26 protein-coding genes are annotated in these 18,893 nt (G+C 65.1%); 12 read left to right on the forward strand and 14 right to left on the reverse strand.

The window, feature by feature from the left end; genetic code table 11:
* Positions 1-128: 128 nt before the first annotated feature.
* Entirely contained in the window at positions 129-746 is a 618-nt protein-coding gene (locus ACFC4D_RS16855) for a TetR/AcrR family transcriptional regulator (RefSeq protein WP_376064221.1), read from the forward strand.
* A 132-nt stretch (positions 747-878) separates the two neighbouring features.
* On the opposite strand, the gene ACFC4D_RS16860 is transcribed toward ACFC4D_RS16855, so the two are convergent.
* Positions 879-1,289 carry a nuclear transport factor 2 family protein gene (locus tag ACFC4D_RS16860; protein ID WP_376064223.1) on the reverse strand — a complete coding sequence of 137 codons (411 nt, stop codon included), beginning with the start codon at positions 1,287-1,289 and terminating at the stop codon, positions 879-881.
* 119 nt (positions 1,290-1,408) lie between these two features.
* Here ACFC4D_RS16860 and ACFC4D_RS16865 point away from each other — a divergent pair, with 119 nt between their 5' ends.
* Positions 1,409-1,672: a hypothetical protein gene (locus ACFC4D_RS16865; protein ID WP_376064224.1), complete on the forward strand. Its 264-nt coding sequence runs from the start codon at positions 1,409-1,411 to the stop codon at positions 1,670-1,672.
* A 74-nt stretch (positions 1,673-1,746) separates the two neighbouring features.
* On the opposite strand, the gene ACFC4D_RS16870 is transcribed toward ACFC4D_RS16865, so the two are convergent.
* Positions 1,747-2,643 carry a LysR family transcriptional regulator gene (locus ACFC4D_RS16870; protein WP_376064226.1) on the reverse strand — a complete coding sequence of 299 codons (897 nt, stop codon included), beginning with the start codon at positions 2,641-2,643 and terminating at the stop codon, positions 1,747-1,749.
* A gap of 128 nt (positions 2,644-2,771) precedes the next feature.
* Here ACFC4D_RS16870 and ACFC4D_RS16875 point away from each other — a divergent pair, with 128 nt between their 5' ends.
* Positions 2,772-3,089 carry an EthD family reductase gene (locus tag ACFC4D_RS16875; protein ID WP_376064229.1) on the forward strand — a complete coding sequence of 106 codons (318 nt, stop codon included), beginning with the start codon at positions 2,772-2,774 and terminating at the stop codon, positions 3,087-3,089.
* Here the strand turns inward: ACFC4D_RS16875 and ACFC4D_RS16880 are convergent, their stop codons facing one another.
* The 3 genes from ACFC4D_RS16880 to ACFC4D_RS16890 all read right to left on the reverse strand — a co-directional run bounded on the left by ACFC4D_RS16880 (position 3,090) and on the right by ACFC4D_RS16890 (position 5,231).
* Positions 3,090-4,298 (reverse strand): Cmx/CmrA family chloramphenicol efflux MFS transporter, encoded by a 1,209-nt coding sequence (locus ACFC4D_RS16880; RefSeq protein ID WP_376064232.1) that lies wholly within the window; start codon positions 4,296-4,298, stop codon positions 3,090-3,092. It abuts the gene before it with no gap.
* A gap of 82 nt (positions 4,299-4,380) precedes the next feature.
* On the reverse strand, positions 4,381-4,953 hold the full coding sequence (locus ACFC4D_RS16885) for a TetR/AcrR family transcriptional regulator (RefSeq protein ID WP_376064235.1): 573 nt from the start codon (positions 4,951-4,953) through the stop codon (positions 4,381-4,383).
* Between the two features lie 71 nt (positions 4,954-5,024).
* Positions 5,025-5,231, reverse strand: coding sequence for a hypothetical protein (locus ACFC4D_RS16890; RefSeq protein ID WP_376064237.1), 207 nt, complete (start codon positions 5,229-5,231; stop codon positions 5,025-5,027).
* A 413-nt stretch (positions 5,232-5,644) separates the two neighbouring features.
* Here ACFC4D_RS16890 and ACFC4D_RS16895 point away from each other — a divergent pair, with 413 nt between their 5' ends.
* Positions 5,645-5,962, forward strand: coding sequence for a hypothetical protein (locus ACFC4D_RS16895; RefSeq protein WP_376064238.1), 318 nt, complete (start codon positions 5,645-5,647; stop codon positions 5,960-5,962).
* 154 nt (positions 5,963-6,116) lie between these two features.
* Here ACFC4D_RS16895 and ACFC4D_RS16900 read toward each other — a convergent pair whose 3' ends face one another.
* On the reverse strand, positions 6,117-6,473 hold the full coding sequence (locus ACFC4D_RS16900) for a transposase (RefSeq protein WP_376064241.1): 357 nt from the start codon (positions 6,471-6,473) through the stop codon (positions 6,117-6,119).
* 317 nt (positions 6,474-6,790) lie between these two features.
* On the opposite strand from ACFC4D_RS16900, the gene prpD reads away from it, so the two are divergent.
* From prpD to ACFC4D_RS16920, 4 genes are all read left to right on the forward strand, one after another.
* The gene (gene prpD / locus ACFC4D_RS16905; RefSeq protein WP_376064242.1) at positions 6,791-8,293 is read left to right on the forward strand and encodes a 2-methylcitrate dehydratase PrpD; all 1,503 of its coding nucleotides are present in this window, start codon (positions 6,791-6,793) and stop codon (positions 8,291-8,293) included.
* A complete protein-coding gene (prpB, locus tag ACFC4D_RS16910) occupies positions 8,294-9,208 on the forward strand; it encodes a methylisocitrate lyase (RefSeq protein ID WP_376064245.1) in 915 nt (304 codons plus the stop codon).
* Entirely contained in the window at positions 9,208-10,332 is a 1,125-nt protein-coding gene (locus tag ACFC4D_RS16915) for a bifunctional 2-methylcitrate synthase/citrate synthase (protein ID WP_376064247.1), read from the forward strand. The genes prpB and ACFC4D_RS16915 overlap by 1 nt, the downstream gene beginning before the upstream one ends.
* Before the next feature lie 61 nt (positions 10,333-10,393).
* A complete protein-coding gene (locus tag ACFC4D_RS16920; RefSeq protein WP_376064250.1) occupies positions 10,394-10,705 on the forward strand; it encodes a hypothetical protein in 312 nt (103 codons plus the stop codon).
* Positions 10,706-10,813: 108 nt separating this feature from the next.
* Here the strand turns inward: ACFC4D_RS16920 and ACFC4D_RS16925 are convergent, their stop codons facing one another.
* Entirely contained in the window at positions 10,814-11,281 is a 468-nt protein-coding gene (locus ACFC4D_RS16925; RefSeq protein WP_376064253.1) for a MarR family winged helix-turn-helix transcriptional regulator, read from the reverse strand.
* A gap of 158 nt (positions 11,282-11,439) precedes the next feature.
* The gene (locus ACFC4D_RS16930; RefSeq protein ID WP_376064256.1) at positions 11,440-12,378 is read right to left on the reverse strand and encodes a GlxA family transcriptional regulator; all 939 of its coding nucleotides are present in this window, start codon (positions 12,376-12,378) and stop codon (positions 11,440-11,442) included.
* A gap of 206 nt (positions 12,379-12,584) precedes the next feature.
* Between ACFC4D_RS16930 and ACFC4D_RS16935 the strand changes: the two genes are divergently transcribed.
* From ACFC4D_RS16935 to ACFC4D_RS16945, 3 genes are all read left to right on the forward strand, one after another.
* The gene (locus ACFC4D_RS16935) at positions 12,585-13,274 is read left to right on the forward strand and encodes a DJ-1/PfpI family protein (protein ID WP_376064258.1); all 690 of its coding nucleotides are present in this window, start codon (positions 12,585-12,587) and stop codon (positions 13,272-13,274) included.
* A 37-nt stretch (positions 13,275-13,311) separates the two neighbouring features.
* The gene (locus tag ACFC4D_RS16940) at positions 13,312-13,620 is read left to right on the forward strand and encodes a hypothetical protein (RefSeq protein ID WP_376064261.1); all 309 of its coding nucleotides are present in this window, start codon (positions 13,312-13,314) and stop codon (positions 13,618-13,620) included.
* A gap of 97 nt (positions 13,621-13,717) precedes the next feature.
* Complete coding sequence (locus tag ACFC4D_RS16945; RefSeq protein ID WP_376064262.1) at positions 13,718-14,158, forward strand: hypothetical protein; 441 nt, start codon at positions 13,718-13,720, stop codon at positions 14,156-14,158.
* 17 nt (positions 14,159-14,175) lie between these two features.
* On the opposite strand, the gene ACFC4D_RS16950 is transcribed toward ACFC4D_RS16945, so the two are convergent.
* The 5 genes from ACFC4D_RS16950 to ACFC4D_RS16970 all read right to left on the reverse strand — a co-directional run bounded on the left by ACFC4D_RS16950 (position 14,176) and on the right by ACFC4D_RS16970 (position 16,750).
* Positions 14,176-14,661 carry a hypothetical protein gene (locus ACFC4D_RS16950; RefSeq protein ID WP_376064265.1) on the reverse strand — a complete coding sequence of 162 codons (486 nt, stop codon included), beginning with the start codon at positions 14,659-14,661 and terminating at the stop codon, positions 14,176-14,178.
* Between the two features lie 82 nt (positions 14,662-14,743).
* Positions 14,744-15,052 (reverse strand): hypothetical protein, encoded by a 309-nt coding sequence (locus ACFC4D_RS16955; protein WP_376064267.1) that lies wholly within the window; start codon positions 15,050-15,052, stop codon positions 14,744-14,746.
* A 48-nt stretch (positions 15,053-15,100) separates the two neighbouring features.
* Positions 15,101-15,529, reverse strand: a complete 429-nt coding sequence (locus ACFC4D_RS16960; protein WP_375959105.1) for a nuclear transport factor 2 family protein — start codon at positions 15,527-15,529, stop codon at positions 15,101-15,103.
* A 17-nt stretch (positions 15,530-15,546) separates the two neighbouring features.
* Positions 15,547-16,113 (reverse strand): TetR/AcrR family transcriptional regulator, encoded by a 567-nt coding sequence (locus ACFC4D_RS16965; protein ID WP_376064269.1) that lies wholly within the window; start codon positions 16,111-16,113, stop codon positions 15,547-15,549.
* Between the two features lie 4 nt (positions 16,114-16,117).
* The gene (locus ACFC4D_RS16970; protein WP_376064270.1) at positions 16,118-16,750 is read right to left on the reverse strand and encodes a hypothetical protein; all 633 of its coding nucleotides are present in this window, start codon (positions 16,748-16,750) and stop codon (positions 16,118-16,120) included.
* Between the two features lie 176 nt (positions 16,751-16,926).
* Between ACFC4D_RS16970 and ACFC4D_RS16975 the strand changes: the two genes are divergently transcribed.
* A complete protein-coding gene (locus ACFC4D_RS16975; protein WP_376064272.1) occupies positions 16,927-18,438 on the forward strand; it encodes an FAD-dependent monooxygenase in 1,512 nt (503 codons plus the stop codon).
* A gap of 8 nt (positions 18,439-18,446) precedes the next feature.
* Here the strand turns inward: ACFC4D_RS16975 and ACFC4D_RS16980 are convergent, their stop codons facing one another.
* Positions 18,447-18,860 (reverse strand): secondary thiamine-phosphate synthase enzyme YjbQ, encoded by a 414-nt coding sequence (locus ACFC4D_RS16980; RefSeq protein ID WP_376064274.1) that lies wholly within the window; start codon positions 18,858-18,860, stop codon positions 18,447-18,449.
* Positions 18,861-18,893 lie beyond the last annotated feature (33 nt).

Here is an 18,893-nt window from a genome sequence, read left to right on the forward strand (position 1 = left end):
GCACAAATCAACGCTTCTACCTGTAGAAAACCAACTATGTACACGGTTGGGTTTACTTAACGTAACGGCCCATCGGCCGACGCGCAAGCTAAGTACACCGACCATTACCCACGCGGTAGTATCGACTGGTGACCGAGTTGGAGAAGGGCCCCCGCGGCCAACGTCGCGGCAGGGGCGCGCGCGAACGGATCCTCGACGCGTCACGTCGACTGTTCCGTGAGCAGGGCATCAACAACACCGGTATGGATCAGCTCTGCACGGTCGCCCAAGTGTCGAAACGCACCGCATACCAGCACTTCTCCGGCAAGGACGAGCTCGTCACCGAGTACCTGCGCCGGCACGATCCCGACACCATGCCCGACGTCTTCGACCGCCCCGACCTCACCCCCCGCGAACGTCTACTCGCCGCGTTCGACAAGCCACAGCAGGTACCCCCGCAGGAGCTCACTCCGCTGTGCCCGTTCATCGCGGCCGCCGTCGAGATCACCGACCCCGACCACCCCGCCCGCCGACGCGCACACGACTACAAGACATCCGTCGCCGCCCGCTTCGCCGAAACCGCCCGCCAGGCAGGCGCCACCGACCCCGACCAACTCGGCGAACAATTGGCCCTACTCCTCGACGGCGCCTCGGCCCGCACCCGAGCACTCGACATCGAGACCCTCCCGACCGCCGCCGCCATCGCCACGATCCTCATCGAAAATGCCCTCCCCGCAGCACAACCGGGAGCAGTTGAGGAGTGCTGAGTTGAATTGGTTGTCGGTGGAATCGGATTCGATGCGGATATGAGTGAGCCCGGCCTGTATGCGTTGATTCGCAGGCACATTCCCGAGCCGTACCAGGCTGCCTATCGGATTGTGTTGCACCCGCAGCGTGCGTCATTCCTTGCGGACCCAGGCGAGGATGGTGCGGGTTTCGTTCAATCGCCAGCCGGCTGGTGTGCGGACGACGCTGGCTTCCAATCGCAGGCCACTTGTCTGGTGGGGGGCTTGGCCGTCGCGGTAGAAGTAGACCTGCGAGTTCGCTGAGGCGGATGCCCGGTCACCGTCGATGTCGACCTGCAGGTCGGTGGTGATGTGCTGGGTATGTTCTCCCTCGACTACCGATTGGCGAATGTAGCCGATTACCTGGTCGATTCCCGTCAGCTTTCCCGCTCGTGGTGAGGAAACGGCGATGTCCTTCGCGAAGACCGCGTCGGCGGCCTCCCAATGGTGCTCATCGAGCAGCCGCCCGAAACGGCTGAACAGGTCGGAGATTTCGAGTCGGTCGGCAATCAGGGTTTCGGTCATGTCCACGAACGTAGGTATCGCGCACGACGCGGCGCTATCGGGCGAATGTCTGAGTATCTGCCCTAAGTATCTGCGGGTTGCTATCAGCGTAGGGCCTGATTCCGGTTGGAATTGGGGGCATGACCATGGCGGCGGGTCTTGTTAACCTCACGATTCATCGCATCAACGTGGAGGAACTTATGTACCGTCCCATGCTGAATGTCATTGTCGGCGGCGCGTTTGCTGTCACGCTCGCGCTGCAACCCGCGCTCGCGGCGGCCGCGCCGAATGAACTTCCGGTGGTGCCGTCGACCACCGTGTCGACTCAGATCACCAGGCCGTTCGACCCCATCTGCCCGCTCTGCTTCATACGTGAATTCCTTGAAAGTGGTTCCGCGCGCTGATGATCCGGGTCGTCGGGATGGCACTCGATATCGGGTGCCATCGCGGCGACACCGATGTCGGGTGTCTCGCGGGATCAGTCGAGCAGCCAGTTCAATTCGTGCGCAAGGGTTTTGGCGACGGCACGGATGCGGCGGTGTAGTGGTGACTGCTCGCGTGGGAGGACCAGGTGGATCGTCATGGCGGGTGCGTTTCGCAGCGGTCGCCACGTGATACCGGCCGGCACCACCGCGATCGCGGCTTCACCGCACGGGGCGAGGGTGAGGCCGTCGCGTAGGTCGCGCTGCGACATGTCGAAAGAGACTGCGGGCGTCTGGAATCGGGGGTTCATGTCGCGGAACAGCGCGGACAGCTGATCGTGGACCACGGGGTTGGCCGTGCGGTCGGGGAGTCGCAGCGGGTACTCGGCCGCCGCGGCGATGTCGATCTCCGGGTGCTCGGCCAGCGGATGATGCTGTGCCAGTTGGACTCCGACCCGCAGACGGCGTAGCGGGAACCGGCGTACGCCACGACCCGGCTGTTCACCACGGGTGATCCCCACGTCGATGCGGCCGTCGGCCACCGCGGGGGAGATCTCCGGCGTCGCCATCGGCACCGCGCCGACCTCCAGCCCTGGGCTGCTGTGAATGAGCCTGTTCACCAACGCGGGTGCCGTTTCGGCCCCCGTGCTGAGACTGTATCCGATGCGTAGAGTGCCCAGTTCACCTGCCCCGGCATTGCGGGCGGTGTCCCACGCCCGGTCCAGCGCCGCCAGCGCGGGGGGCGCGGATTCCGCCAAAGCCGCACCGGCCGTGGTCAATACGACGCTGCGTGTGTCGCGAATCAGCAGGGGAGTGCCGAGTTCGGCTTCCAGTCGGCGCATCCGGGCACTGAGTGCGGGCTGTGCGATACCGATCCGTGCGGCCGCGCGGGTGAAATTCAATTCCTGCGCCAGTACCAGAAAGTACCGCAGGCTCACCGTATCCGGCGCCACGTGCCTCCCTCGATTGATAACGATCCGTTCTGACTCTATCGCGTCCCGGTCTTTCCCTCGACCGCGTATCAAGCCCTAACCTGCACATATGACGATTCGACCGACCGCGGTAGTAACAGGAGGCACTCATGCATAGGCTGCTGGTCCTGTATCCCGAGCCCACCGATCCGGACCATTTCCGGGACTACTACGTGACCAAGCACCTTCCGCTGGTGCGGGAGATGCCCGGCCTGCTCGCGTGCCGCTACAGCTTCGATGTGACAGCGTCCCGGGGAGAATCGCCGTATTTCGCGGTGTTCGAAGCCGACTTCGCCGACGACGCCGCCTTGGCCGCCGCGCAGGCGTCACCGCAGGGGCAGCGCGCGTCCGCCGATGTCGCCAACTACGCCACCGGCGGTGTGGTCGTCATCGACTATCCGACGCAGGACGGCATCGACGGACAGTGATCAGCTGACCATGACGGGTTCGGCCGATGCCGCCGGAGTCGGGGTCGGGCGGCGGCTGCGCAGGTGTCCGGCGGCCACGGTGAGCAGTCCGACCGTGGCCATGCCCGCGCCCACCCAGGCGGTGGACGGGTAGCCGAATCCGGCGGCGACGGCCAACCCGGCGAGCCAGGGCGCGGCCGTGTTCCCCACATTGAAGGCCGAGGTCACCAGTGCGCCGCCGAGCGTGCGCACCTCTCCCAGATGCGCGTACACCCGGACATTGATCGCCGGATTGGTCGCCAGTCCGAACATTCCCATCAGGAACACGAGCACGATCACCGGAATCGGATGGCTCGCGAACACCGCGATGCCGATCGAGGCGAGCAGAGCCCCGGTCGCGCCGATGTACAGGGTCGGGAACGGGTGGGTGTCGGCGACCCGGCCGCCGAGGGTGATTCCGATCAGCGAGCCGACGCCGAACAGCGCCAGCACCATCGGAACCCAGCTCGCATCCAGACCGGTATCGGTGGTGAGCATGGCGCCGAGGTAGCTGAACGACGCCATCATCGAACTGAAGATCAGTGCGCTGGTGCCGTACACGATCCAGAGCCCGGGATCGGCGAGGCTGCGCAGTTCGTCGGTGAATCTCGTTACGGTTCCGGGGGTTTCGCCGCCCGATCGGCTCGGGGTGGTGCGCAGGCTGACCGCGACACCGAGTGCGGCCACGGCGGCCAGTACGGCCACGGTCCAGAATGCGGCGCGCCAGCCGAGATGCTGGCCGATCACGGTGCCGAGCGGGACGCCGAGCACCGTCGACACCGTGATCCCGCCGATCACGATCGACAGCGCCCGCCCGGCCCGATGCGCGCCGACGAGGTTGACCGCGGTCACGGCGGCGACGCCGAAGAATCCGGCGCAGACGATCGCGCCGATCACTCGCGTGGCGAACAGCAGTGAGTACCCGGTGGCCACCGCGCCCACCACATGGGCGGCGATGAATACGGCCAGAAAGGTCAGCAGGGCACGGCGTTTGGGCCAGCGCAGCGTCGCCATCGCGAGAATGGGCGCGCCGATGACCATGCCGATGGCATAGGCGGAGATCAGCAGTCCCGCATCGGGTATGGAGACACCCAGATCGTGTGCCATCGCGGGCAACAGCCCGGAAAGCATGAATTCCGATGTGCCCTGCGCGAATATCGCGAATCCGAGCACATAGATGGCCAATGGCATGGCGATCACTTCCCCATCAGTTTTAGATCGATCAGTCCATAACTAGGACACGCGTGGACCCGCGCATCCGATTCAGGTCACGTCAGAACGCGTTGAGTGCGTTGGTGGCGATGGATTCCAAGGTCGCCCGGTCGGCTCCGCCTCGCGCGGCCACCTGCATCCCGCTGATCGTGGCGATCATGAAGTGTGCCAACCCGAGCGAATCACGTTCGGCGGCAATCTCTTTCCGGCGGCGACCGGATTCGAAGGCCGCGCGCAGAGTCTGTACCCGCACATCCAGGTCGCGCCGCAGCGAGCGCGCGATCTGCGGGTCGTGTGGCGCGAGTTCCACCATCGAGTTCACCACCAGGCAGCCCGGCGGTTCCTCGAGCTGCTGGTCGATCACCCGCCACAGCAGCGCCCGCATCTTGTCCCGCACCGGCGCGTCATCGTTCATGAGGTCCAGCACCGGCGCGTTCTTCTCATCCATATAGCGGCGCAGCGCCTTCTCGAACAACGCGTTCTTGGAGTTGAAGGTGTTGTAGATGCTGCTGCGTCCCAACCCGGTTGCCGCGCACAGGTCGGCGGTCGAGGTGGCTTCGTAGCCGGACGCCCAGAACGTCCGCATCGCCGCCTCGACCGCTCGATCCTCGTCGAAGTTCCTCGGTCGCGCCATGAGGGAAACGCTATCACAGTTTTGGACTGATCGTCTCAATACTGTGTGGGCAGTGACGGACCCTCGAGGACCTAGGGCAGGGTTTGCAGGATGCCCTCGGATTTGATGGTCCGGTTACCGGAACCCGGAGTACTGCATTCCCACAGCACCGTCGCGCTGGGCGGGAACTGGAGGTCCACCGATGCCACCGACGGTGTGGCGTCCAGCATCGCGGAGCCCGTCGATATCGGCTTATTGCTGACCCTGGCCGACTGGGTGACGGGCGGCAGCAGGCTCATGCCCTTGCAGTTCCAGCCGAGCCGTCGGCGGGGGCATCGACGTGGATGACACCACCCGGCTTGAGTGTGACCAGTGGCGGTTCCGGGGTCGATCCACTGCCAGAATTCGCCGCGAAACCCGTTTGCGCTCCGCTGATCCCCAATGACACCAGCGTCGCCGCCAGCACCCCCGCGCGGAAAACGTTCCGTACCAAAGCAACTCCCTAACTCACAGACATCGCGCCGAACACGCGTGCGGCAGCAAATGTACTCGGTTCAAGTGACATGACCGCGCGCCGACAAGCAAGGTCGAATTGCCGAAAGGTCAACGGACCGAATCTATCTGACTCGATTTGAGGCCCTCGGTCCACGCCCACGCGTGCACCTCGGCAGCAGTACTCGACGTAGCGGTCATCGCGATGGTAAAGAGCAGCATGAGCATTGACGGGGAGTTCACGCCGAAGTCCGCGGAGCAGACCTTGGCGGAGTTGCGGCAGCACGGACAGGAGTGGCAGGCGCGCCGACGGGCCGAGATCGCCGCCGCACGTACGGCGGGGACCCGGGAGCCATTCGACATCACCCGGTTCGCGGAGCTATATCCGATCGGCCTCGACCTGGGAGACCGCGAGCCCGGAGCGGGCGATATCGAGGAGTACGAGCACAAGTACTATCTCTGCGCGCCAACGGAAGTGGACACACTGGAGAAGTTGGCCGAGCACCTCATGTGGCTGCACACCCACGACGCGGGCTGACGGCGAGCCCGCCAACAGCCGGTGCAATTCAGGACGCCGACGTCGTGATGTAGGGAATGTTCTGAGAGCTGTTGTCGTCCAAGCGAATCGGGCGGCCCAGTTGAGGGACGGCACGTCGGCGCCGGTACGTTCGCAGACCTTGCCGCCCGGCTCATCAGCTGTTCCAGCTGATTGATTTGACGTCCTCCTCGGCCAGATGCAGCGGAAGGCCAGTGCCTTCACGCACAAGTCCTCGATATAGATCGCTTGGTTTTCGCGAACTATCGCCATGGTGTGCGTGTGTCCAATCCCGCCGCGCATCAGCCACTTTCGCATGTGCCCGCGCCACCTTGATCCTGGCTCGTGCTCGGTTGGCCGAACCTTTCCGCTTGCGTGAAAAGTGATTCTGCGCTTTGGCGAGTTGACGTTCCGCCCGGCGAAAAAACCTCGGGGAATCGATCCGTTTCCCATTCGATAACACCGCGAATGTGGTCAGTCCGAGGTCGATACCCACCTCGGACGCCGCTGGCACGCAATACGTCTGGTCAGGCTCCTACTTCGCCGAATCGGTCCGCGGCGCACCTCCCACGCGCAGTAGGCCGCCCAGGGCTGGAGTTCCTTGGTCATTGCAGCCTGGGAGAGCCCACGCTGTTCCCGCAGCGTACGCAAGCGCGCCCCCGCATAGACCTTCTCCAGGCGGTCGATCTATCAATGCCGTGCCCACAACCTTCACAATTTCACAACTTCGCGTCCGCAAAAATCGGCATTTGCGAGGGATATGCGCCGGTTGCGGCGCTGCGTAGCGTGCGAAATGCATCGGTGAAAACAAATCCCTGGAGGACTCTGACCGTGAAGAATCATCTCGTTCGCACCCACCGCTCCGCCGAGACCTTCCCGCGCGAAGAGCACCTTGCCTGGCGGATCGCCGAGGTTGCCGCGGACGCCGTGGAGGTCGGCTCGGAGACCGAAGAGATGATCGTCAACCGGATCATCGACAATGCCGCCGTCGCCGCCGCGTCCATCACCCGCCGCCCGGTCGCCAACGCTCGCGCCCAGGCGTTGAGCCACCCGTATCAGCCCGGCGCAACGGTTCTCGGCGTCGACGGCTCGTACTCGCCCGAGTGGGCGGCGTGGGCCAATGGAGTCGCGGTGCGCGAGTTGGACTTCCACGACACCTTCCTGGCCGCGGAGTACTCGCACCCGGGTGACAACATTCCCGCCATCCTCGCGGTGGCCCAGCACGCCGGGCGCAATGGCCGCGACCTGATTCGCGGTCTGGCAACGGGTTACGAGATCCAGGTCGACCTGGTGCGCGCGATCTGCCTGCACGAGCACAAGATCGACCACGTCGCACACCTCGGCCCGTCTGCCGCTGCCGGCATCGGCACCCTGCTCGGACTGGACACCGAGACCATCTACCAGGCCGTCGGACAGGCCCTGCACACCACGACCGCCACCCGCCAATCCCGCAAGGGCGAGATCTCCAGCTGGAAGGCCTACGCCCCGGCTTTCGCGGGCAAGATGGCCGTGGAGGCCGTGGACCGCGCCATGCGCGGCGAAGGCGCGCCCTCGCCCATCTGGGAGGGTGAGGACGGCGTGATCGCCTGGCTGCTGGGCGGCCCGAACGCCGAATACTCGGTGCCGCTGCCCGGTCCGGGTGAGCCCAAGCGCGGCATCCTGGACACCTACACCAAGGAACACTCCGCCGAATACCAGAGCCAGGCCCCGATCGATCTGGCGTTCCGGCTGCGCGAGCGCATCGGTGACCTGAGCCAGATCGCCTCGGTCGTGCTGCACACCAGCCACCACACCCACTATGTGATCGGCACCGGCTCGAACGACCCGCAGAAGTTCGACCCCAAGGCTTCTCGCGAAACCCTCGACCACTCGATCATGTACATCTTCGCGGTCGCGCTGCAGGACGGCACCTGGCATCACGAGCGGTCCTACGCCCCCGAGCGCGCGCAGCGCCCGGACACCATCGAGCTGTGGAACAAGATCGTCACCGCCGAGGACGCCGAATGGACCCGGCGCTACCACTCGACCGATCCGAACGAGAAGGCTTTCGGCGCGCGCGCCGAGGTCACCCTCAAGAGCGGTGAGGTCATCGTCGACGAGCTCGCAGTCGCCGACGCACATCCGCTGGGCGCCAAGCCTTTTGCCCGCGACCAGTACATCGCCAAGTTCCGCACTCTGGCCGAGGGCGTCATCGAATCCGCCGAACAGGATCGTTTCCTCGAGGTGGCACAGCGCGCGGGCGAACTGTCCGCGGGGGAGCTGTCCCAGCTCACCTTCACCGTCTCGGCCGATGTGCTCGCCCGCGCGCCCAAGTCCCCGAAGGGGCTGTTCTAAATGACAGGACTACTTGCCGCAAGCGCCTCGGCTGCCGATAAGCGCCTCGCATTCAAGGCGGGGCTGAACTCGGGCAGGATTCAGCGTCTGCCCGGTGCGTTCAATCCCCTGGTGGCCAAGCTGATTCAGGAGATCGGGTTCGAGGGCGTCTATGCCTCGGGCGCGGTGCTCTCGGCTGATCTCGGTTTGCCCGATATCGGCCTGACCACCTTGACCGAGGTGTCCGGACGCGGACAGCAGATCGCGCGGGTCACCGATCTGCCGGTGCTCATCGACGCCGATACCGGTTTCGGTGAACCCATGAGCGCGGCCCGCACGGTTACGGTGATGGAGGACGCCGGGATCGCGGGCATGCACCTGGAAGACCAGGTCAATCCCAAGCGTTGCGGGCATCTCGACGGCAAAGCCGTTGTGCCGGTTGAGGATATGCTGCGACGCCTCGGCGCGGCCGTTGCCGCGCGCCGCGACCCGAACTTCATCATCTGCGCCCGCACCGACGCGGCCGGGATCGAGGGCATCGACGCGGCCATCGAACGCGCCAAGGCCTACGCCGACGCGGGCGCGGACCTGATCTTCACCGAGGCGCTCAATACCGAAGCCGATTTCGAGAAGTTCCGCGCCGCGGTCTCGATTCCCTTGCTGGCCAACATGACCGAGTTCGGCAAGTCCGAGCTGATCGCGGCGGCCACGCTGGAGAAGATCGGCTACAACGCGGTCATCTACCCGGTGACCACGCTGCGCCTGGCCATGTACGCCGCCGAGACCGGACTGCGCGAGATCTTCGCCAGCGGAACCCAGGCCGAATTGCTCGACCGCATGCAGCACCGCAGCCGCCTGTACGAGTTGCTGAAGTACGAGCGCTACAACGAATTCGATTCCGACATCTTCAATTTCACTCTGGGAAGGAATCAGTGATGACGGATACCACGGTACCGGCCATCTACAAGGGTCTCGCCGGCGTTGTCGTCGACACCACCGCCATCTCCAAGGTCGTGCCCGAGACCAACTCCCTGACCTACCGTGGTTACGCGGTCCAGGATCTGGCCGCCAACTGCAGTTTCGAACAGGTCGCCTACCTGCTGTGGTACGGCGAACTGCCCAATGACACCCAGTTGGCGCAGTTCCTGCAGCAGGAACGCGCATCCCGGCGCGCGGATCGTTCCCTGCTATCGCTGGTGACCAAGCTGCCCGAGAACTGCCATCCGATGGATGTGGTGCGTACCGCGATCAGCTACCTGGGCGCGGAAGATCCCGCCGAGGATGACAATTCGCCGAAGGCCAACCGCGCCAAGGCTCTTCGCATGATGGCGGTGCTGCCCACCATCGTGGCCGCCGATCACCGCCGCCGCCACGGCCTGGATCCCATTGCCCCGCATTCGCATCTGGGTTTCGCGGAGAACTTCCTGAACATGTGCTTCGGGAAGGTCCCCGCCCCGGAGCTGGTCAAGGCGTTCGAGGTATCGCTGATCCTGTACGCGGAGCACAGTTTCAACGCCTCCACCTTCGCCGCGCGCGTGGTCACCTCCACGCTGTCCGATATCTATAGCGCGGTCACCGCCGCCATCGGCGCGCTCAAGGGCCCGCTGCACGGCGGCGCGAACGAGGCGGTCATGCACGACATGATCGAGATCGGCGATCCGGCGCTGGCCGAGGCGTGGATGCGCAACAAGCTGTCCAAGAAGGAAAAGGTGATGGGTTTCGGCCACCGGGTCTACAAGAACGGTGACTCCCGGGTGCCGACCATGAAGAAGGCCTTCCTGGACATCGCCGCCGCCACCGGCGGACAGCAGTGGGTGGCCATGTACGAGATCCTCGAGCGCACCATGGTCGAGGCCACCGGCATCAAGCCGAACCTCGACTTCCCCACCGGCCCAGCGTATTACCTGCTCGGTTTCGATATCGAGGTGTTCACGCCCATCTTCGTGATGAGCCGCATCACGGGCTGGACAGCCCACATCATCGAACAGGGCGAATCCAACGCCCTGATCCGGCCACTGAGCGAATATATCGGTGTGCCACAGCGTTCCGTCGTGGCCTGACAAGGTACGACAGTCGATCCGACACGTTCGAGCCGTATCGCCGGGGCTGGTGAATCGGATCGTGAGTGTGCTGGCGGATCGGCTGAACGTTCTGTACGCGAAATGGGAACGCGACAACGGCCACGCGCTGACCGACCAGGAACTCGCCTCCCGCCTGTCCGGTACTGAATGGCCGATGTCGCCGGTGTATTTGGCCCATCTCAGAGATGGACTGCGTCTCTGTCCGTCACACGCTGTCCTGGCGCGGCTGGCGCAGTTCTTCGATGTACCGGTGGACTACCTCGACTGTGCTGATGAGTCGGTTCCCGATGTACGCCTGGCACGCACAGGCGGCGATCGCCGAACTTCCCGTGATGCTCGACTACCTGGGTGAGCGCCTGGCCGCAGCAACGCTCCAAACTGGTTGCCGTTAACTATGATTCGCTGTCCAGTCGACGCGTGGGAATGCTGAAACCCGGGGTCTGCCCGACGTTGATCACACTCACGCGGAGATTGCGGCGAGCTGCGTCATGATCGCGGGCAGGGCGCGGCTCAGGGCGGCGCGGGTGTCGAGGTCGAGGCGTTCGAACGCGTCGGCTTCGGCTGCGGCGGTGAGTTGTTTGGCCTGTTGAAGCAGTTCGTGCCCGGCCTGGGTGAGTTCGAGCCGAGCCCGTTGGCCCTTGCCTCCGGCGACGGCGGCCACCGCCCCGAGCTCCTCGAGGTGGGCGGCGGTCGCGCGCATGCTCTGGGTGGTCACGCCCGAGCGGCGGGCCAGATCGCTGTAGGACAGGTCGCTGCGGTGGGCGAGATGGCCCAGGGCGCTGAAGTGGCGCATGGTGATTCCGATATCTGCGAGCGATTCGTCCAGGCGCTCCCGCAACCGGCGGCCCACGATGACCAGCAGCAGTGCGGTGCCGCCGGGTTCGGTCCCGGGGTCCGGGCGCTGGTCGGACCGGGAGGGTAGCGACAAGATCGGTCTCCGTTCGTCGTGCTGCGCCGACGGGGACGCATTGGTATCGGTACACCTAGATAACCACCCGCGGCCGCTGCGCCGAACGTCGGCCGATCGTGTCGAACGTATGGTTAGACCAGCGGCGGCATCGATGGAGCGCTCGGGTGAGCCAAATATCAGCTGAAAGAGCGGCGGTAGCTGTTCGGGCTCACGCCGGTGGTTCGCTTGAAGCGTTCGCGGAAGGCGGTCGGTGAACCGAAACCGACCTGTGCGCCGATGCGTTCGACCGAATGCTGGGTCGATTCGAGAAGATGTTGTGCGCGTTGGATTCTGGCGTGGTGCAGCCATTGCAGCGGGGTGGTGCCGGTTTGTTCGCGGAATCGGCGGATGAGGGTTCGGGTGCTCAGTCCCGCGTGGGACGCGATGTCTGCGAGGGACAGTTCGGCGTGCAGATTCTCGTGTAACCAGGCCAGTATCGGTTCCAGGGCTGAACCGCTCGGTGTCGGCGCGAAGTCGTGCACGATGAATTGTGCTTGTCCGCCTTCGCGTTCGAGGGGCATCACCGACAAGCGTGCCGCGTCCGCTGCGACGGCCGAACCGTAATCGCGGCGGATCATGTGCAGGCACAGGTCCAAGCCCGCCGCCGCACCGGCCGAGGTGAGGAACTGGCCGTTGTCGACGTAGAGGACCTCGGGGTCGACCTCGACCCGTGGGTACGCTGTGGCCAATGAGGCCGCCGCGACCCAATGCGTGGTGGCGCGCAGGCCATCCAGGAGTCCGGTGCTCGCCAATGCGAACGCTCCGGTACAGATCGAGGCGATTCTGGTGCCCGCCCGGGCCGCGGCGAGCAGTACCTCGATGACCAGCGGCGAGAGGGTGATGGCGGGCTCGGAGGTGCCGGGGATGAAAATCGTGTCCGCGCTCGCGAGTCCGTCCAGTCCCCACGGCGCATGCACGGTGAACGCGCCCGCGTCGATCTCCGGCTGCTCGGCGCAGACGCGAACTCGGTAGCCGGGGCGGCCGTCGGGCAGTCGCGTGCGGGTGAAGACCTCGATCGGCGTGGACAGATCGAAGGGGATCACGTGATCCACCGCGAGAACAGCGACGGTGTGCATGGCAGGAACGTACCCGATCGCCTCGATCGGTCAGCGCTGACGCCATGCTGCGGATGGCAATTCTTGCCGGTCAGATCCACGAAGACTTGTCTGTCACTAATCCGTTGATATGTGTCGCTATTGCCACTGGGGGCGTGGACGGCGACGCAATAGCGTCTGGGGCGACCCGGCGCGGACCGGGGGAGTCACCTCGAGGAGAGCAACCTATGCACGTTCAGATCGTCCTGTTCGACGGCTTCGACCCGCTCGACGTCATCGCCCCGTACGAAGTGCTGTACGCGGGCGGCACCGCATCGGCGGGCACGGTGAGCGTTGAACTGGTCTCAGCCGAAGGTTCGCGTGAAGTGATCAGTGGCACAGGGGGATTGGCGTTACGTGCCACCGCTACGCTGGACCCGGACCGTGCCGGGGTGATTCTGATCCCGGGTGCGTCGGGTCGTGTCGGAGAACCGGGGGAAGTTCCCGATCAGGCTGTGGGAGAGGGTGAATGGCGCCAGGACGAGTTCATCCCGGTGCTCCTGGGCCGCACCCTGACCACCGAATTGCCCGCACTGCTGGCGGCCGCGATGGCGAACCCCGAAGTGACCGTCGCGGCGGTATGCGGCGGGTCATTGGTCCTCGCCATGGCCGGATTGCTCGAAAACCGTTACGCCACAACCCACCACCTGGGTCTGGACATGCTCGACGCCACCGGTGTGCACGCCGTCGACGCGCGCGTCGTCGATGACGGCGACCTGGTGACCGGCGCGGGCGTCACCTCCGGACTCGACCTGGGTCTCTACCTGCTCGAACGCGAAGTCGGCCCGCGGATCGCGCACGCGGTCGAAAAACTCTTCGCACATGAGCGCCGCGGCACCGTGTGGAGCCGCCGCGGTCCCGAGCCCGCAGCCCTCTGAAACATCGTTGATCTCAACACTTGTGAGGAAATGACCTATGCCAGTCGAAGGCACCTGGGACCTGACCATCTCGACTCCGATCGGCAAAATCAAAGCCGAAGTCGAACTCCACCAAGAAAGCGATCTGCTGTCCGGAACCGCCCAGGGCGCGGGCGAGCGGGTCCCACTGCGCGATCTCGCCCTCAACGGTGACCAACTCACCTGGAAACAGGCGGTGACGAAACCCATGCGCTTGAACCTGGCCTTCGCGGTAATCATTGAGGGCGAAAACCTCAGCGGCACAGCAAGAGCCGGACGCCTGCCCGCCTCGAAAGTCATCGGACAGCGGCGCACGCAGCCTTCATAGGGGGCGCGCGCGGTCGGCGGTGACCATGAACACAACTGACAGTCAGACTGTCACTTATCGCTATGCTTCAGTCGAACTGAAGGGTGGAAGGGAAGCGATGCAGAAAGCGCTGCTGTCGATACACGTGCTGGCCGGGATCATCTTCGTCGGAGGGTCCGCCGTCGCCGCGAGCCTGTTCCCGCGCTATGCGCCACTGGCCGGCGCCAATGGATCAGAAGAGCGAAATATCAACGTGGCGAACGCGTTTCACCGCATCACCGGTCGCTACGCGATGCTGGCGTTGATCGTTCCCGTCGTGGGCATCATCCTGGCCTTCCTACAGGGCCGATCGGGCGAAATCTGGATCACCCTGGCGATGGCGCTCACGTTCTCCGCAGGTGTTCTGCTCGCGGCGTTCATCCATCCCATCCAGCGCGAGGCGCTGAACAAGCCCGACGACGGGCAACGCCTGCGGACGCTGGGCATGCTGGCCGGGATCTACAACCTGCTGTGGGCGGTGGTGGTTGTGCTGATGATCGTGCGGCCCGGCGCGCGGTAGCGACCGCGCACTCGCCATCATCGGTAGAGCGTCGGCTCGATCACCAGATCGAAGTACGGGGTATCCACCCGAACGGGCGCAAGCGCCGTCGCATCCAGCGCCGTCGGTTCGGCTCCCGGGCCCGAGAACACGCAGTGCCCGTTGGGGTTGATCACCAGCGACTGTCCCACGCCACCACCGGCATTGGGAATCTGGACTCGCGCGGCCCCGCGCAACTCCACCGCCGTGCCCGCCGGAACCGGAACCACCTCGTGTACCCATGGCGCGATGAACGGATGCGCCACAACGGTGGTCGCTCCCGGTGCGTTCTCCACCGCTACCTCCGGCACTTGAACCGGCGAGAACCCCGGGGTCAACAACTGACTTCGGTCGTATCCCTGCCCATTGGCCACCTGCGAGTAATCGGGTGAGAACGACTCCGCGGCGGCATTTCCCGCCCCGAGCGCCATGATCCCCACGCCGACCCCGACCGCGATCCCACCACCGATAATTGCTCGCCTCATGACCCCGATTCTGCGGAACCGCCTGTCACCGGCACAGACTTGGACTCGAGCTGATTGATCTCCTCGAGCTTCTCGCTCCCCGTCAGCCGAGGTCGATGATCTCATCGAGTGCGGTGCGGGCGACCTCGAGGAACTTCTGCCGAAAGATCAGGAACGTCCCGCCCTCGGTCTCGGAGGCAACCGCCCGCGTTGATAGATCTGAAGCCGAGTCTGCGTGGGACTGCGCATAACTGCGGACACGCTGCAGCAACCGGCTCAATTGCCGGACCAGGTCGTCTGCAGCCTGCGCGACCGTGTCGGGACCGTCGAGGATGACCCGATCGCTTGCTCGACGCGCAGCTCCAGCACCTGGGTGTCCCTGTGCGCCACATCTTGTCGTGCCCGCACCCATTCTCCGCGTACCGTCGCCCATTCCGGGCGACGGTACTTCTATGGTCTGTCAGCCCAGGCGGGTGGGCAGCGGAGCGAGGGTGTAGTTCTGCCAGATGTAGTTGTCCATCTGATGTTGATCACCGGACAGGTTCACCACGCGATCGACCTTGCCGTCGGAGTTGAAGTGCCACACCAGCGCCCAGATGGTGTCGACCCCGCCCTCGCCCGCGGTGGAGTAGCCGCGGTGGATGTCGACCACGTATTCGTCGTTGGCTTCGAGGAAGAAGGTCTCGGCTTTCATTCCCGCCCTGGACAATTCATTGAAGAACGCGACGACCTCGTCGATACCGTGCTTGGTGCCGGAGAGGGCATGATGGCCGGGAATGGTCCAGGCGATATCGTCGGTCAGCACCGCGCGCATGCCGTCCAGGTCGTATTCGGCGTAGGCGGCGAAGAAGGCGTTGATGGCGGCGATCTTCGGGTTTTGTTCGGTCACAACATATCTCGATCTGTTCAGTGCGCCATGGCGCGGAATTCGGTGTGCAGAGCGTCTTGCAGGCGCTCGAAGGTCTCATCGACCGATTCGGGGAGGCCGAAGCCTCCGGCGGATTCCAAGGTGACGATGCCGTGGCAGAGGATGCGAACCATCCGTACGGCGTGGATGAGGTCGGTGTCGGACAGGTGATAGCCGCGCAGTGCCGAGGTGAGGACTTGGTAAGCGCGAGTGGCGGTGTGGATGTAGGCGTCATCGTCGGTGGCAGGCGCGACAATGCCCGCGGTGTAGCGGCCCGGATGGCTGCGGGCGTACTCGCGATAGGCCGTGCAGATCGCGCGCAGCGCATCGCGACCGGACAGCCCCGCGGTGGCATCGGCCAGCACGGTGGCCAACTCGCCGACCGACCGCACCGCCAGCTCACGGCGCACGGCCTCGAGGTTGTCGATGTGTTTGTACAGACCTGGCAGGGAGACGCCGCAGCGCTGCGCCACCGCCGCCAAGGTGAGCCGTTCCAGGCCCACCTCGTCCGCGACGAGCGCGGCTTCGGCGATGATTCGCTCGGGTGTGAGTCCAGCGCGCGGCACCGGGTTACCGGTCCTTCCGGCTCAGGGCCACACCGGTACCGGTGACGAAAACGAGCAGCAGGGGTCCGGACACGTAGGCAAGAGTAGCCAGTGACTGAATCAGGAACAGATACCCGATCCCCGATGCCACGATCGCCACCGCCATGGCAATGGCGGTGTAGCGCAACCAACGCGGCAACAACCCGCTGAGCACCGCCGCGACCCCGAGCCCCGCCAGCAGGAACATCTTCACCCCGTCGAACCGGCTCACCAGCTCGAACAGCAGATGCGCGGTGTCAGGTGATCCGGTACCCGCCAGCGCCACACCGAGCAGGAACTGCGTGAACGAAATCACCGCTGCCGCAATACCGCTCACCGCCGCGAGTCGAGCGACCAACGGCGAGCGCGCCGATCGTGCCAGCGCCACCGAAACAACCGCCAACCCGATCGCGGGCAGCCCTTCGGTCAACAGGAACTGCGTGGTGAAAGCGGTGCCGTGCCCGGACAATTCGCGCACGATATCGCTGCCGGAATCGGCGAAGACCGGGGCGGGCGCGCCAACCGCGAGTCCGGCTATCCAGGACGCGGAGTAGGCGATGCCGACAACGGCGGGGAGAGAGGTCAGAACGTGGTGGCGGTGAGCGACGGCGGTGGACATGAGGGCAACTCCCGGTTGGTTAATGCGACTAACTAGAAGTTAATATACTTAACTTCAGCGCGCAAGCCCTACCGGCCCGACCACGCACACCGAAGGCGCGTGTGGTCGGGCGTCGCGCAATCGCGTCGCAAGCCGCATGTCAGAGCGATGCAAGGGGAGTCGAAAAGGCTTGATCCATGAGCGAATTCGATGTTGTGATCGTCGGCGCGGGGCCGGTCGGCCTTTTCCTCGGTTGTGAGCTGGGCCTGGCGGGATGCTCGGTTCTGGTGCTCGAGCGTGAGAGCGCGCCGCACTCCCCGTGGCGGGCCGAACCGCTCGGGAATCGGGGCCTGTTCTCCACCTCGATCGGGGCTTTCGACCGCCGGGGCCTGCTGTCCGCGGTGCGCAAGGCGTCGGGTCTGCCTGCAGGTTTCGATGCCGACGAACCATCGAGGGTGCGATTCGCCGGCCATTTCGCGGGCATGGGGATCAATCCGGCGAATATCGACTTCGATGCCCTGCCGTATCGATTGCCCAGTCCCGCACCGGATTCCATGATGAGCAGCCTGGACGCCATCGAGACGGTGCTGTCCGAGCGGGCGAGCGAACTCGGCGTTCAGGTTCGCTATGGTGTCCCGGTTTCGGGCATTGCCCAGCACAACCGGGGCGTCAGCGTGCGCAGCGGGGATCGTGAGTTCCGGGCGCGGTGGGCAGTGGGCTGCGACGGCGGTCGCAGTGTGGTCCGCAAGCTCGCCGGATTCGAATTCGTCGGTACCGAACCACAATTCACCGGCTACAGCGTGCTCGCCTCGATCGCCGAACCGCATGAGCTGAGATCCGGATTCACGCTGACTCCGACGGGGATGTATCTGCTGCGGCCCGATGGGCTCATCAGCATGATGGACTTCGACGGTGGTGCGTTCGACCGAGCGCGCCAGCCCACACTCGATGAGCTGCAAACGGTATTGCGCCGGGTATCGGGCACCGCGGTCACCCTGAACGAAGTTCACTACGCCTCGACCTTCACCGATCGGGCGATGCAGGCGAGCACCTATCGGCGCGGGCGGATCCTGCTCGCGGGCGATGCCGCCCATATCCACTCACCGCTCGGTGGACAGGGCCTCAATACCGGTTTGGGCGATGCGATGAACCTGGGGTGGAAGCTCGCGGCGACCGTGCGCGGTGACGCGTCCGAGGGACTCCTCGACACCTATACGCGTGAGCGTCATCCGATCGGCGCGCACGTACTCGACTGGTCTCGGGCGCAGGTGACAGCCATGCGGCCGGATTCCTATGGCAAGGCGATTCAGGCCGTGATCCGCGACCTCATCGCGACCCGCGACGGATCGACCTACGTCTTCGAGACGATCGCGGGTCTGTCGACCCGATACGACCTCGACGACGCGCACCCGCTGATCGGACGCAGCGCCCCGGACTTCCGACTCGCTGACGGCACCCGCCTCGCCGAGCTGATGCACGACGGTCTCGGTGTCGCACTGGATTTCAGCGGCGATCACCAACTGGAAGATTCGGTGTCTCACTGGCGCAACAGGATTCGATACTCGGCCGCTCGGGTGCGAAACGACCTCGGCTTGGCCGCCGTGCTGATCCGCCCCGACGGCATCGTCGCCTGGATCGGCGAAGGTGACATCGACCCGGCCGCGTTCGAGCGCGCGGCCACCCGCTGGTTCGGCACCGCGGAATCGTGAACCCAGGGTCACCCGGCCAGGAACGACAGGCGTACGTGCCGGACGGGGTTGTCGATATTGAGGTCGACGAGGGCAACCGATTGCCATGTGCCCAAAGCCATTTCGCCACCCAGCACCGGAATGCTCGCGTACGGGGCGATGAGTGCGGGCATGACGTGCGAGCGGCCGTGGCCGGGGGAGCCGTGGGCGTGGCGCCAGCGGTCATCGGCGGGCAGTAGGTCCCGCAGGGCCGCGAGCAGATCGTGGTCGCTGCCCGCGCCGAGTTCGATCAGGGCGATTCCGGCGGTGGCGTGCGGAACGAACACGTGCAGCAGACCATCGCGGTCGGCGGCGGTTTCGCGCAGGTAGGCCGTGCATTGCGAGGTGAGATCGTGCACGACCTCGGACCGGCCGGTCTTCACATCGATCAGGGTGCTCTGCATGGGTTCGATTGTGCACCGTCGGCGCCCGGCCGC

Origin of the sequence: Nocardia sp. NPDC056000 (genome assembly GCF_042269265.1) — a bacterium.
Classification (GTDB): domain Bacteria; phylum Actinomycetota; class Actinomycetes; order Mycobacteriales; family Mycobacteriaceae; genus Nocardia.